General features: G+C 68.0%; 13 protein-coding genes. 5 read left to right on the forward strand and 8 right to left on the reverse strand.

The features are described 5' to 3' along the window. Positions 1-29: 29 nt before the first annotated feature. From LEL84_RS21245 to LEL84_RS21260, 4 genes are all read left to right on the forward strand, one after another. Entirely contained in the window at positions 30-980 is a 951-nt protein-coding gene (locus LEL84_RS21245; protein ID WP_211540761.1) for a carbohydrate kinase family protein, read from the forward strand. 61 nt (positions 981-1,041) lie between these two features. Next, the gene (locus LEL84_RS21250) at positions 1,042-2,364 is read left to right on the forward strand and encodes a citrate synthase (RefSeq protein ID WP_078113443.1); all 1,323 of its coding nucleotides are present in this window, start codon (positions 1,042-1,044) and stop codon (positions 2,362-2,364) included. A gap of 56 nt (positions 2,365-2,420) precedes the next feature. Then, positions 2,421-2,789, forward strand: coding sequence for an FKBP-type peptidyl-prolyl cis-trans isomerase (locus tag LEL84_RS21255; RefSeq protein WP_058251588.1), 369 nt, complete (start codon positions 2,421-2,423; stop codon positions 2,787-2,789). Next, on the forward strand, positions 2,786-4,138 hold the full coding sequence (locus LEL84_RS21260; protein WP_413466992.1) for a cryptochrome/photolyase family protein: 1,353 nt from the start codon (positions 2,786-2,788) through the stop codon (positions 4,136-4,138). The genes LEL84_RS21255 and LEL84_RS21260 overlap by 4 nt, the downstream gene beginning before the upstream one ends. A gap of 220 nt (positions 4,139-4,358) precedes the next feature. Here the strand turns inward: LEL84_RS21260 and LEL84_RS21265 are convergent, their stop codons facing one another. The 6 genes from LEL84_RS21265 to LEL84_RS21290 all read right to left on the reverse strand — a co-directional run bounded on the left by LEL84_RS21265 (position 4,359) and on the right by LEL84_RS21290 (position 10,856). Next, a complete protein-coding gene (locus LEL84_RS21265) occupies positions 4,359-6,026 on the reverse strand; it encodes an HNH endonuclease signature motif containing protein (protein WP_226514379.1) in 1,668 nt (555 codons plus the stop codon). A gap of 560 nt (positions 6,027-6,586) precedes the next feature. Next, a complete protein-coding gene (locus LEL84_RS21270) occupies positions 6,587-7,816 on the reverse strand; it encodes an ABC transporter permease (protein WP_211540088.1) in 1,230 nt (409 codons plus the stop codon). Beyond that, positions 7,813-8,709 carry an ABC transporter ATP-binding protein gene (locus tag LEL84_RS21275; protein WP_211540090.1) on the reverse strand — a complete coding sequence of 299 codons (897 nt, stop codon included), beginning with the start codon at positions 8,707-8,709 and terminating at the stop codon, positions 7,813-7,815. The genes LEL84_RS21270 and LEL84_RS21275 overlap by 4 nt, the downstream gene beginning before the upstream one ends. Next, positions 8,706-9,320, reverse strand: coding sequence for a hypothetical protein (locus LEL84_RS21280; protein ID WP_058251584.1), 615 nt, complete (start codon positions 9,318-9,320; stop codon positions 8,706-8,708). The genes LEL84_RS21275 and LEL84_RS21280 overlap by 4 nt, the downstream gene beginning before the upstream one ends. Continuing rightward, positions 9,317-9,640 carry a helix-turn-helix transcriptional regulator gene (locus LEL84_RS21285; protein WP_058251583.1) on the reverse strand — a complete coding sequence of 108 codons (324 nt, stop codon included), beginning with the start codon at positions 9,638-9,640 and terminating at the stop codon, positions 9,317-9,319. Before LEL84_RS21285 ends, LEL84_RS21280 begins: the two co-directional genes overlap by 4 nt. A 46-nt stretch (positions 9,641-9,686) precedes the next feature. Beyond that, positions 9,687-10,856, reverse strand: a complete 1,170-nt coding sequence (locus tag LEL84_RS21290) for an NAD(P)-binding domain-containing protein (RefSeq protein WP_078113440.1) — start codon at positions 10,854-10,856, stop codon at positions 9,687-9,689. A gap of 53 nt (positions 10,857-10,909) precedes the next feature. Here LEL84_RS21290 and LEL84_RS21295 point away from each other — a divergent pair, with 53 nt between their 5' ends. Then, positions 10,910-11,641, forward strand: a complete 732-nt coding sequence (locus LEL84_RS21295; RefSeq protein WP_226512723.1) for an enoyl-CoA hydratase — start codon at positions 10,910-10,912, stop codon at positions 11,639-11,641. Positions 11,642-11,655: 14 nt separating this feature from the next. Here the strand turns inward: LEL84_RS21295 and LEL84_RS21300 are convergent, their stop codons facing one another. Next, entirely contained in the window at positions 11,656-12,750 is a 1,095-nt protein-coding gene (locus tag LEL84_RS21300; protein ID WP_226512724.1) for an XdhC family protein, read from the reverse strand. Between the two features lie 58 nt (positions 12,751-12,808). Further along, the gene (locus tag LEL84_RS21305; protein WP_226512725.1) at positions 12,809-13,624 is read right to left on the reverse strand and encodes an IclR family transcriptional regulator; all 816 of its coding nucleotides are present in this window, start codon (positions 13,622-13,624) and stop codon (positions 12,809-12,811) included. Positions 13,625-13,731 lie beyond the last annotated feature (107 nt).

A 13,731-nucleotide genomic window follows, 5' to 3' on the forward strand; every position in this document is an offset into this window, starting at 1 on the left:
GTGCCCGGCGCGGGCCGTGAGGAGGCAGAGTGAGAGAGATCGTCGTCTGCGGTGAGGCGCTCGTCGATGTCGTACAGCAGGGCGGTGGCCGGCACGACACGACCGCCGGCGGTCTGGCGCCGTTGCAGCCCGCCCTCGGGGGTGGCCCGTTCAATGTGGCAATCACGCTGGGCCGGTTGGGGAGTGCGGTCTCTCTGCTGTCCGCGGTGTCCACCGACACCTATGGCGATGCGGTCCTCGACGCACTCCGGGCCGCCGGCGTGGGAACCGCGTTGGTCCAGCGTCGTGACGACCCCACCTCGTTGGCCCTCGCGACCATCGCTGACGACGGTTCGGCGCACTACTCCTTCTATGTGGAGGGCACCGCGGATCGCGCGATCGGCGATCCCGGCGCACTGCCGCCGACGGTGGCGGCGGTCACCTTCGGGACCCTATCTCTGGTCCTGGAGCCCGGTGCCACGGTGTACGAGAACCTGATGCGCAGATGCCGGGCCGAGGGCCGAGTCGTGGTGTTGGACCCGAACATCCGGCCCGCGGTCATCGCCGACCCCGAGGCCTATCGACGACGCTTCCGGAGCTGGATGTCGTCGGTGGACGTGGTCAAACTGTCCGACGAGGACGCGGCCTGGCTCAACGAGGGGTCCGCGGGAAGTACGACGACAGACTGGCTGGCCGACGGTGTGGCCGCGGTCGTCACCACGGAGGGAGCTTCGGGCCTCACCGTTCGCACTGCGGCCGGTGAGGTGACCGCACCGGCTCCGTCCGTCGATGTCGTCGACACGATCGGTGCCGGGGACAGCGTGCTCGGGGGCCTTGTCAACCACCTGGACCGGCGTGGTCGACTCACGCCCGGAGCGGTGCGATCCCTGACCCTCCAGCAGTGGCGGGAAGCGGCTGAATTCGCAGCTCACGTGGCTGCGGTGACGGTCTCGAGGCCCGGCGCCGACCCTCCGTGGGCGGGCGAGCTGAGAAGCGACTAGGTTGTACCTGTGTGTCCTACCCGGTCACTGTAAAAATCTCTGATCTGAATAAGGGGTTCGTGTGTCTGCTGAAACAGTCCCAGCCGACCAGGCGTCCGACACGGCCTCAGCGACCTTCACCTACCCCGGTGGACAGCTGGAGCTCCCGATCCTGAAGGCCACCGAGGGCACCGACTCGGTCGCGCTCGGCAAATTCCTGGCCGAGACCAATCTGACCACCTTCGACGGTGGCTTCGTGAACACCGCGTCGACCAAGTCGGCCATCACCTACATCGACGGTGACGCCGGCATCCTGCGCTACCGCGGAATCCCGATCGACCAGCTGGCCGAGAAGTCGACCTTCATCGAGGTGAGCTACCTGCTCATCTACGGGGAGCTCCCGACTCCGTCGCAGCTCGAGGACTTCACCACCAAGATCCAGCGCCACACCCTCCTGCACGAGGACCTCAAGCGCTTCTTCGACGGATTCCCCCGCAACGCGCACCCGATGCCGGTGCTGTCGAGTGCGGTCAACGCGCTGTCGGCCTACTACCAGGACTCGCTCGATCCCAAGGACGACGAGCAGGTCGAGCTGTCGACGATCCGCCTCCTCGCGAAGCTGCCGACCATCGCGGCGTACGCGTACAAGAAGTCGGCGGGACAGCCGTTCCTGTATCCCGACAACTCGCTGAGCCTCGTCGAGAACTTCCTGCGGATGACCTTCGGCTTCCCCGCGGAGCCCTACGAGGTCAACCCCGAGGTCGCCAAGGCCCTCGACATGCTGTTCATCCTGCATGCCGATCACGAGCAGAACTGTTCCACCTCGACCGTCCGCCTGGTGGGCTCGTCGCAGGCCAACCTGTTCACGTCGATCTCCGGCGGCATCAACGCGCTCTGGGGCCCGCTGCACGGCGGCGCCAACCAGGCCGTGCTCGAGATGCTCGACGACATCCGCGCCGACGGTGGCGACACCAAGGACTTCATGAAGCGGGTGAAGAACAAGGAGGCCGGCGTCAAGCTGATGGGCTTCGGTCACCGCGTCTACAAGAACTACGACCCGCGCGCCGCCATCGTGAAGAAGACCGCCGACACGATCCTGGAATCGCTTGGCGTGCAGGACGACCTGCTCGACATCGCCAAGGGTCTCGAAGAGGTCGCCCTCAACGACGACTACTTCATCGAGCGCAAGCTGTACCCGAACGTGGATTTCTACACCGGTGTCATCTACCGTGCGATGGGCTTCCCGACGCGCATGTTCACCGTGCTGTTCGCGCTGGGACGCCTGCCGGGGTGGATCGCGCACTGGCGCGAGATGCACGAGGACCCGACCACCAAGATCGGCCGTCCGCGTCAGCTCTACACCGGCTACACCGAACGCGACTACGTGCAGATGGGCGATCGCTGAGCGACCGTTCCGACGCACCGCCTGACCGCCGAACACCCGACTCAAAGGAGAGTCCAGTGACCAGCACCGAGAAGCCAGTGGTCGAGTTCCAGGCGGGACCCCCGCCGGCCGACCTCACCATCTCCGACCTCATCGTCGGCGAGGGCGAGGAAGCCGCTCGCGGCGGCATCGTCGACGTCCACTACGTCGGGGTCGACTACGAGACGGGCGAAGAGTTCGATTCGTCGTGGGATCGCGGCCAGTCGGCCAACTTCCCGCTGGACCGGTTGATCCCGGGCTGGCAGGAAGGCATCCCCGGGATGAAGGTCGGCGGACGCCGCCAGCTGACGGTTCCGCCCGAGCTGGCCTACGGCTCCGCCGGTGCCGGACACCGTCTCTCGGGACGGACCCTCGTGTTCGTCATCGACCTGCTCGGAGTGGGCTGACGTCCGCCACCGAACTGGTCTGGCTCAGGCGCGATCTACGCCTGAGTGACCTCCCGCCGCTCGCCGCGGCCGCCTCGAGGACCGATTCGTCGGTCCTCGTTTGCTTTGTGGTGGACCCGCGGCTGGAGAAGTCCGCGGGCGAGCGGCGGCTCGCGTTCCTGTTCGACTCCCTGCGGGAACTGGACGACAAGCTCGACGGCAAGCTGCTGGTCGTGCGGGGCCGACCCGAGGTCGAGATCCCGAAGCTGGCCCGGGCGGTCGACGCCGAACGGGTGCACATCTCCGAGGACTTCGCCCCGTTCGGCCGCCGACGCGACGAGGCCGTCGCCGACGCGCTCGGCGACATCGAGCTCGTGGCGACCGGGTCGCCGTACCTCGTCTCACCCGGTCGCGTCACCAAAGACGACGGGGAGCCGTACAAGGTGTTCACCCCGTACTTCAAGCGGTGGCGTGACCACGGCTGGCGTGCGCCCGCCGACTCGTCGGTGCCTGCGAAGAAGATCGTCGACCCGTCGGACCTGACGAAGGCCGGGCGCATCAAGATACCGAAGTCGCCGACCGGGTTGTCGTTGCCCGCCGGTGAAGACGCGGCGCTCGAGCGGTGGGCCGAGTACGTCGACAACGGTCTCGCCGACTACGACTCCGGCCGCAACGATCCCGCGGGTGACAGCACCAGCCGGATGTCGGCGTATCTCAAATACGGCAACATCCATCCCCGCACGATGGCCGCCGATCTCGGCAAGTCTGGTTCTGCTCCCCGAGGTGCGAAGGAGCGCAGCGACGGAGCCTCGAGGGGGCCGCAAGCGTATCTACGCGAACTCGCCTTCCGCGACTTCTACGCCGACGTGCTGTTCCACTGGCCACATAGCTTGTGGCACAACTGGAATCGACAGTTCGACGGCATCGACCTCGACACCGACAAGAAGGCCTACGAGCGTTTCGACGCGTGGAAGGCAGGGCGTACCGGTTTTCCGCTCGTCGACGCCGGGATGCGTCAGCTCGCGGAGACCGGGTACATGCACAATCGGGTGCGCATGGTGACCGCGTCCTTCCTCGTCAAGGACCTGCACCTGCCGTGGTGGTGGGGAGCGGAATGGTTCCTCGAGCAGCTCATCGACGGTGACATGGCATCGAACAACCACGGCTGGCAGTGGGCCGCCGGCACGGGAACCGATGCGGCGCCGTACTTCCGGGTGTTCAACCCCGAGGCGCAGGCCAAGAAGTTCGATCCCGACGGCGAGTACATCCGACGCTGGGTCGGTGACGTCGACGCCGACGACTATCCCGAGCCGATGGTCGATCACAAGGCCGAGCGTGAGGAAGCGCTCCGGCGTTTCGGCCAGATCTAGCTTCCTGCGACGTCCCCCGCTGGTTGAGCTTGTCGAAACCACATGCCGCACAACAGGCTGCACCAGTCCCGCCTTAGCTCCGCTGTCCCCAGCGTCGAGGGATGCGTCCCATTGCGTCGTCCCACGTCGTCTCGACCAGCCGACCGTGCTGCCGGACGAGCGGGCGGGTCAGTCGGTCCTGAGACGAACTGGCCTTCCATCCGTAGAGATCCTGAGTTCGTCAGAACGGTGGTGGGTCGATGCGGTCGAGTTCTTCGCGGGCTCGTTTGTTTCGGGCGCGTTCTTGTCGCCGGCGGGCGAGTTTGGCGTCCAGTCGGCTGTGCGTGCGCTCCGGGTTGTCGTCGGAGGCGATGACGTGTGGGGTGGGTGGGGCTTGGGCGGCTTGCTCGAACCGGATGCGCCGCAGGTTGGGGAAGGTGTCTTCCAGCGTTTCGGCATCGCCGGGCAGAGTGACCCCTTCGGGGGTCTCGTAGTCGGTGACCAGGCGTCCGTCGTCGTCGCGGTACTGCACATCAACCCAGTCCCCGTGGGTCTTGAAGAGGTGACTGGGGCGGCATTTGGTGTTGAGGTTCTCACTCGACGTCGCCCCACCGCGGGCGGGGTCGGTGTGGTCGTACTCGGTGACATGGTCGAGATCGCAGGCGAATGCCGAACGGGTGCAGCCGGGTTCGGTGCAGTAGCCGTCCCGGACTCGCACGAAGTCGGCGCACGACGTGGTGGGCCGGTACCCGTTGCCGGGATGGGTCGCCGGGTAGACCACTGCGACCGATGCGGCGGTGGCATCGGTCGAGTCGCCGAAGTGCGTTGCGGTGGAATGATTCTCGCTGTCGGCTCGGGTGTCGTCGGCTGGTGCCGGGCGTTGCGCGCTCCGCCGCTGGTCATCGTCGTTGGTGCTGGGGGCGACGTAGGTGGGTTGGGTGCGGGCGGGGGTGACCGGGGTCAGGGTGGCGTCCGGGCGGGCGGCGAGGTCACGGACGTGTTCGTCGCTGATGATGCCGTGTTCGTCGAGGAACCCGACCCCGGGTGCCCCGGCCAGGGTGGCGGCATCGGTGACCACGTGGATCACGATCTCGGCGCGGACCGCGTCGAGGACGCTCTGTGGGTCCGGGATGTCGGCAGTGCACGGCTGTTCATCGTCGCACTGGCAGTCGAAGCTGGTGCGGGTCAACAGCGCGAACATCGCATCGGATCGTCGTATCCCCTGGGTGCGGGCGTCTCGCTTGCAGACCGTGTCGGCGAGGATGGCGACGGCTTTGGCCGAGATCCGCACGTTCTCCGCCGACATCACGGCGGTGAGTTCGGCGGTGCCGTCGGGCAGTTCGTGGGTCCACACCCCACGTTGATCCATCGCGTCTTTGCGGCGTTGGCGTACCGCGTCGGGGTCGTGGCGGAACACGAGGCGGTCGACCATGTCGCGCAGGCGCGCCCGATCCCACACACCTGTTCGGCGGCGCACAGTGTCGGCGATCTCGGCATCAAGTACTGGGGTGATCGGGTCATCGGTAGGGATCAGTTCGGTGCGGGAGATGACCAACCGGATCTGCCACTGCGCCAGGACCCCGTCACGCAGGGTGTCGGCAACCTCGGGGAGCCGATCCCGCAGCGCGATCGCCTCATCGATCAGGGTTTCGGCATGCCGGCGCGACACCCCGGCCTGGCGGGCGATGCGGGCCGCGCAATCGGCATGGCCGTCCATCACGAACCCGGACGCGCTGGTGGTGATCAGGCGGTCGGTCATCGCCGCGATCGTCTGATAGCGGTGCCAGGCGAGGTAGGACTCGCCGCGACGGGTGGCGTCGAGGCCGGCCATCAACATGACCATGTCGGACTCGGCGGCGTAGGCAGGATCGACCCCGGCGATGTACTCGCCCGGTAGATCGGTCCACACCCGCACAACGCCCCCCGACGCCTGTTCGACCCACCCCTTTCCGGGGTGTGTTCTGTTACCAACCAATCTAAACCCGACCACCGACAAAAACCGGAGGGTCGACTCGCTGGGCGGTCTGGTAGTCAGAAGTATTGGTGTGCAGACCGATTCGTGGGATTTGGCCTGGAGTGGGCTCGGTTCGTCTGGTCGCCAGGTGGTTTCGACACGGCGACTCGCCTAGCGGCTCGTTGCCGGCTCAACCAGCGGAGCGGGGTGCCGGCTCAACCAGCGGAGGGGGGGTATCGGCTCGACCAGCGGAGGGAAGGGGTGGTCGCCAGGTGGTTTCGACACGGCGACTCGCCTAGCGGCTCGTTGCCGGCTCAACCAGCGGGGGTGGGCGACTCGCCTAGCGGCTCGTTGCCGGCTCAACCAGCGGAGGGCGCGGCGAAGGGTCCTGCCACGCATCGCAACAGGACCCTTCGTGACGCTCGCAAGCTCGCTCCTCAGGGATCGGAGGGTGACGCTCACAAGCTCGCTCCTCAGGGGCCGGAGGGTGACGCTCGCAAGCTCGCTCCTCAGGCTCAGCGGGCGAGCTTGAGTACCTCGCCCCAGCCGATCCGCGAGCCGGTGCGCAGGATGGACCGCTGGTAGATCCGCGCGGCGATCCAGGTGGCCGCAGCACAGGCGGCGCCCATCAGGCCGAAGGTGACGATGATCTGGACGGCATCGGTGTCACCGGTCGCGATGCGCATCGGCATGAGTGCCGCGCTGAACGGCGGTATCCAGCTGAGCACCTCGATCAACGTCGAATCCATTGCCTGCACACCGAAGATGCCGGAGTACAGCACCGCGACCGCGAGGAATGTCAGCGGCGCGGACGACGAGTTCAGCTCCTCCTGCCGGGAGACGATGGCCCCGGTTGCCGCGTAGAGCGAGGAGAAGAACAGGAAGCCGAGGAGGAACCAGGCGATCACCGCCGCGAACATCCCGATGGCGGCGCCCGGAAGGGTGAGGATTCCGGTCGCGGTGCCCGCGATCAGCGCGGTGGCACCGAGCAGCACCACCTGCCCGAGGGCGACCACACCGATGCCGATGATCTTGCCCCACAGCAGATGCAGCGGCTTGATGGTCGCCAGGAGCAGTTCCACGACGCGCGACGTCTTCTCCTCGACGACGCCGACGGCGACCATCGTGCCGCCCATCATGATCGCGGTGACGAGCAGCACCACCCCGACCATCGCGATGAGCAGGCGCTGTCCCTCGTCGGGGTTGTCCGGTTCGGTCTGCGAGACCGAGATGTCCACGGTCGGCAGGGTGGCGGAATCGACACCGCGTTCGGCCAGTGCCGCAGAGAGATTCGCCTGCGACACCGCGGTGCGGATCGGGCCCTCCACAGCCGGTTCGAGGCTGTCCTTGGTGATGATCACATACGATCCCGGCGTCTCTCCGGGCACCAGCGCGGCCTTCACGTCGCCGCTGTTGACCCGATCGCGTGCCTGTTCGACGGTGTCGGCCGGCTCGGTGGCGATCGTCGTGCCGGAGGCCTCACCGATGGAGACGATGGATTCGGTGACGGCGGCCGGCTGACCCACGACGGCGACCTTCTCGACGTCGTCGCCGCCGGAGAACAGGTTGATGATGATGGACCCGGCGACGATCACGATCATCAGCAGCGCGGTACTGACGACGAAGGACTTGGTCTTGGCGCGCGTGGTGATCTCGCGGCCGGCGACGAGTCGGATCGCCTGTGCGGCAGATGCTCTCGGATCGGAACCGGTGGTTGCCACCGGGGTGTCGGGTAGCGTGGTCATGCGGAAACCACCTCTCGGAACAGGTCGGTCAGGGACGGGGTCGAGGTCGCGAACCGGTGCACCGGCCCGTTCCGGAGGGCGGTCGCCAGGATCAGCTGATCGTCGGCGATATCCGGGTCGATCAGCAGGCGGGTCGTCTCGCCGTAGTCGACGCCGCGGACACCGGGCAGGGAGTCGGCCCACGCGACATCGGCACGCGGCCCGGTGATCTCGAGGGTGATGCCCTCGCGTGCACGCAGGTCGTCGACCGTGCCGAGGGCGCGCATCTCACCGCGCGCGATGATGCCGACACGGTTGCAGAGCCGCTGGACGAGGTCGAGTTGGTGCGAGGAGAAGATCACCGGGATGCCCTCGGCTGCCTTCTCTTTGAGCACGTCGCTCATCACGTCGACCGCGACGGGGTCCAGGCCGGAGAAGGGCTCGTCGAGTACCAGGACGCTGGGATCGTGGACCAGGGCGGCGGCGAGCTGGACCCGCTGCTGGTTGCCGAGGCTCAGGTCGGCGACGTTGTCGTCGTGGCGGGCGCCCACGCCGAGGCGGTCGGTCCACCGCTTGACGGAGTCCTGCGCCTCGGCCGCCGACATCCCGTGCAGCCGTGCGAGAAAGGTCAGCTGTTCGCCGACTTTCATCTTGGGGTACAGGCCTCGCTCCTCGGGCATGTACCCGATTCGACGACGCAGATCGAGGTCGATCGGCTGGGTGCCGAGGCGAACCTCTCCGGCATCGGCGGCCAGCACGCCGAGGATTATGCGCATGGTGGTGGACTTGCCGGCGCCGTTGCTGCCGACGAACCCGAAGATCTCACCCGGGTCGACGGAAAAGGTCATGTCGCGCAGCGCGATGAGGTCTCCATACCGTTTGTGGAGCCCGTCGACGATCAGTGGTGCGGTCATTGCGCACTCTCCTCACTGGGAATGGTTGTCGTATCCGATGGCAGTGCTTCGAGATCCTCGGGGTCCGGATCCGCCATCCACCAGGCGGTGAGCATGGTCGGTACGCAGATCGCGGCCAGGACGAGCGTGATGAGCAGGATGGCCGATCCGTAGACCGCCTGGCCGGACACCTGGTCGTCGAAGCTGAGGACGACCAGCACCGCGTACGGGATGAACATCAGGCTGTACAGAACGGTGAAACCGATGGAACGCGCCGAATTGCGTTGCGCCACCTGGATCTCATCGAGAGCGGTGACCGGCGTGTCGGCGATCGACCCGGTGACGATCCGCGTCAGGTACAGGGTCGTGATGATGCCGGCGAGTCCGATCAGGAAGGGCACCAGAAAGATACCGGTGTCGAAGAACGCGAGAATCGAGCTGAGGATCAGCAGGATGGCGAAGAACGCCTGCACGAGCACGAGTCGTCGATAGGTTCGCCGGGTGCGCCACGAGGTGAGGCGGTGTGCGTTCTTGTCGTTGAACTCCTGGTGCCGGCGGCCCCGCCACTCCTCGTAGCGGCGCCAGAGGGCGGGTGTGGCCTCCTCGGGGATGGCCGAATTGGGGTCGTTCATCGTTCACCTCCGGACTCGTCGGTGTGGGTGGCTGGGTGCAGTTCTTGACGGGGCGACGATTGGCGCCGGTACAGCGCCGACGACATCGCCTCGAACTCGTGCCGGCTGAACACCGCCTCCACCGGTAAATCGAAGACGTCGCAGATGCGGAACGCCAGGTCGAGGCTGGGGTAGTTGTCGCCGCGCTCGAGTGCGCCCACCGATTGGACGTTGATGCCGACGACTGCGGCGAGTTCGGCCCGCGACATCCGACGCTCCGCCCGCAGCACGCCGATGCGGTTGTAGATGGGGAGCTTTTCCCCACGGCGTATTGGACTCACCTGACTCAGTGTTGTGAAAACACAACACCTTGTCAAGTGGTGACAACTACGCCGTGTTCCCAGAAGAGCGTAAGGGCACCCCGAGCAGCTCGGCCGCGACCCGTGCCGCCTCCCGCCCGGCGCGATTGGCCCCGATCGTCGAGGCCGACGGGCCGTAGCCGAGCAGTTGGATCCGGGGATCGGCGTCGACGACCGTCGCGAGGCGGCCGGCCATCGTGATGCCGCCACCCGGCGCGCGCAGGCGTAACGGGGCGAGATGGTCGATGGCGCTGCGAAAACCGGTGTTCCAGAAGATGACGTCGACATCCAGGTGCTCCGGGACGTCCGGGTGATCGGGGGAGTCGCCGGATGGTCCGTCGCAGTCCCAGCACACCCCGGTCTCGGTGATGCGTGTGAACATCGGGCGCCACGCGAGGATTCCGTCGCGCTGCGCGGCCGCGATCGCGGGGGTGAGTGCCAGCCCGGTGACCGACACCACCGAGGTGGGTGGGAGCCCGGCGCGCACCCGCCGTTCGACGCGGGCGACGGCCTCGCGCCCCTGCTCGGGGGTGAACGGTTCCGGGTTGAAGACGGGCTCGCGCCGGGAACACCAGAACGTCTCGCTGCCGGGCGCCTCCCGGGCGATCTCGATCAACAATTGGATGGCGGAGATGCCCGCGCCGACGACCAGGACCCGCTTGCCCTCGAACTCCGCGGGCGAGGTGTAGTCGTGCGTGTGCAGCTGCCGGCCGCGGAAATCGGCGGCCCCGGGGATATGTGGGATGAACGGACGGTCCCAGGTGCCGGTGGCGTTGACGATGAGTTTCGAGGTGACCGACCCGCCGTCGCCCAGCTCGGCGCGGAAGCCGTCGTCCTCGCGGCGCACGGCGCGCACGTGCACGGGTCTATGCACGGTCAGACCGAACTTCTCCTCGTACCGCCCGAAGTACTCGGGGACGGCGGTGGCCGCCGGGAGCTCATCACAGTCCAGGCCGAGAGCCTCGACGAGGCCCCACCCCGGCAGGTCGTGGACGCGGTTGGCGGTGGCGAGGGTGAGCGTCGGCCACCGGAACTGCCAGGCCCCGCCGGGCCCGGGGGCGTGGTCGAGCATCTGGTAGCGATCGCCGAGGCCGAACCGCTCGAGAAAATAGGCCGCCGACAGTGCGGCCTGTCCGCCGCCGATGATCAACACATCCGAGTGCGGTGCGGGCGCTGCGCCGGCCGGGGAGATCTGCACGTCCCCACCTTGTCACGACGTGTCGAATGGGTGCGGTGGGTAGGTTGGGGCCCATGATTCACTCCACCACCGACGGGGCGGTCGTCACGATCGAGCTGGACCGGGCCGACAAGCGCAACGCCCTGAACGACGAGATGGTCGCCGGCCTGTCCGATGCGTTCGACGCCGCCCTCGGGTCCGGCGCACGCGCCATCGTGGTGACCGGGCGGGGGCCGGTGTTCAGTGCCGGCGCCGACCTGTCCGGTCCCGTGTACGAGAAGGGCTTTCTCGACACCCTCGTCGGGACCCTGAAAAAGATCGAGTCATCCCCGGTGCCCGTGCTCGCGGCGCTGAACGGCTCCGCGATCGGCGCAGGATTGCAGCTGGCGATGGCCGCCGACCTCCGGGTGATGGCACCGGATGCGATCGCGGGCATACCGGCGGCGAAACTCGGTGTCGCCGTTGACGAATGGACCATCCGACGCCTGGTGTCGCTGGTGGGGGCGGGGCAGGCCCGGGGGATGCTGATCGGGTGCGATCCGCTGACCGCCGACCGTGCGCACGCACTCGGGTTCGCCAACCGCATCGGCGACCTCGCCGACGCGCAGCACTGGGCGGACACGATCGCCGGCCTCGCCCCGTTGACGCTGCAGCATTACAAGCTCGTCCTGAACGGCGACGGTGCGCGCGACGCCGCGCCCGAGGATCGGGCGGCGGCGATGATGCGTGCGTGGGAGAGCGACGACCTGCGGGAGGGCCGCGCGGCCCGGGCCGAGAAGCGTCCGCCGCGGTTCACCGGGTCCTGACGCGGAGGCCGACGCTACCGGCGGTGGATCGGTCCGTCACCGGCGTGCAGCGGTGCGCCGGTGGCGCCGTGCCGCTCGGCGATGAGTTGCGCCGCGATGGCGACTGCGACCTCGCCCGGGGTGTGTCCGCCGAGATCGAGGCCCAGGGGTGAGCGCAGCCGGGCGAGTTGGATGTCGTCGACGCCCGCCTCGCGGAGGCGTTCGTCGCGATCGGCGACCGTCCGCCGCGACCCGAGTGCACCGACGAAGCCGAGTTGCCGGCAGCCGAGTGCCACCTGCAGGGTCGGTACGTCGAATTTCGGGTCGTGCGTCATCACGCAGACCGCGGTCGACGGACCCACCCGGCCGTCCCGGATCTGTTCCGCCAGAAAGCGATCCGGCCAGGAGACGACAATCTCGTCGGCGTCGGGGAAGCGTTCGGGGGTGGCGAACACCGGTCGTGCGTCGACGACCGTCACCCGCATGCCGAGACCGGCCCCGATCGAACTGAGTGCACGCACGAAGTCGTTGGCGCCGACCAGGATCAACCGGGCCGGCGGCCCGAAGGTCTGCACGAAGGTCCGGGGACGTTCGTCGGACGGGGCATCGCAGTCGTCGACGCCGATGAGGCCGGTCCGGCCGGTGGCGAGGAGGTCGGCGACGTCGCGGTCGAGGCGGCGCCACGGCTGCTGTGAGGCGGCGGTGGCGAAGTACCAGTCGGTCTCGTCGGTGAGGGTCGTGGCCCACGAGACGGGTTCGCCGGCGTCGATCGCCGCCGCGAGTCGGTCGAGCTGGCCGCGCCGACCGCTGCTCGGTGCGACACGTTCGACGAGAACTTCGATGTGCCCGCCGCAGGTCAGACCCGGCGCGGGACTGTCGGGATCGTCGACGCCGTACTGTTCGACGATCGCGACCCCGTCGGTGAGGACGTCGCGGGCGGTGTGCACGAGAGCTGATTCGACGCAGCCACCGGAGACCGAACCGATCACGGTGTCGTCCTCGGTCACGATCATGGCCGCGCCGAGCTCGCGGGGTGCCGATCCCGACGCGCCGACGACCCGGCAGAGTGCGACCGGACGTGCGTCGTCGTCGTCGAGGAGTTCGGTCAGGGACCGCAGGACGTCGCGCATGTACTCCAGTGGACCAGATCTCCCCGACTGCGGCCACGTGGGCGGCGGCCGGCCGACGTCACGACTTCTCGATGATCCCGGGGGCGCTGGCCGAACCCGCCGCACGGTAGCCGAACATGCGGCTGAGATCGGCGGCCGCAGAGACGACGGTCGCGGTCAGCTCCTCCGTGTCGTCCGGGTCGAGCCGATAGCGCGGGCCGGAGACGCTCAGGGCCCACACGATGGTGCCCGTGTGATCGCGTACCGGTGCGGCAATCGCCACCAGGCCGACCTCGAGTTCCTCCACCGCCATCGCCCAACCCCGGCGCTCGACCTCGCGCAGGTCGGCGACGAGGTCGTCGATGTCGACGACCGTGTGGTCGGTGAACCTGGTCAACCCGCCCGCGAAGGTCTCGCGCACCTCGTCTTCGGACAGACCGGCGAGCAGGACCTTCCCCGAGGACGTCGCGTGAGCGGGGGAGGCCTGGCCCACCCAGGTGCGGAGGGCGACCGCGGACGGCCCTTTGGCCTCGACGACGTTGATGGCCTGCGACTCGGCGAGGACGGCGAGATTGGTGGTCTCACCGGTCTGCGCGGCCAGCGCGTCACAGGTGTCCTGCCCACATCTGGTCATGTCGAGGGTTGCCATCGTCGACCCGGCGAGGCGGACCACCGTGAGGCCGATCCGGTACTTGCGACCGTCCGGTACCTGCTCGACGAAACCGCGTGCCTCGAGTGACGAGACGATTCGGGAGACGGTGGATTTGTGAACGCCGAGCTCGAGGGCGAGTTCGGTGATGCCGGCCGACCCGGCGGACCCGATGAGCTCCAACACCTGCAGTGCCCGATCGACCGCGCCCCCCGGGCGTTCGGTCTCCGCACTCTGCTCAGTCATCGCAGCGCCCAGGGTACCGGTGGGGGCGGGTGCGACCGGAACCGCGTCGCGAACCGCGGCAAACCGTCCCGGGCGGTTCACGGGCGGCGGTCGGTACCCGGAACCGC

It is taken from the genome of Gordonia sp. WA4-43 (assembly GCF_020520305.1).
GTDB lineage: Bacteria > Actinomycetota > Actinomycetes > Mycobacteriales > Mycobacteriaceae > Gordonia > Gordonia hongkongensis.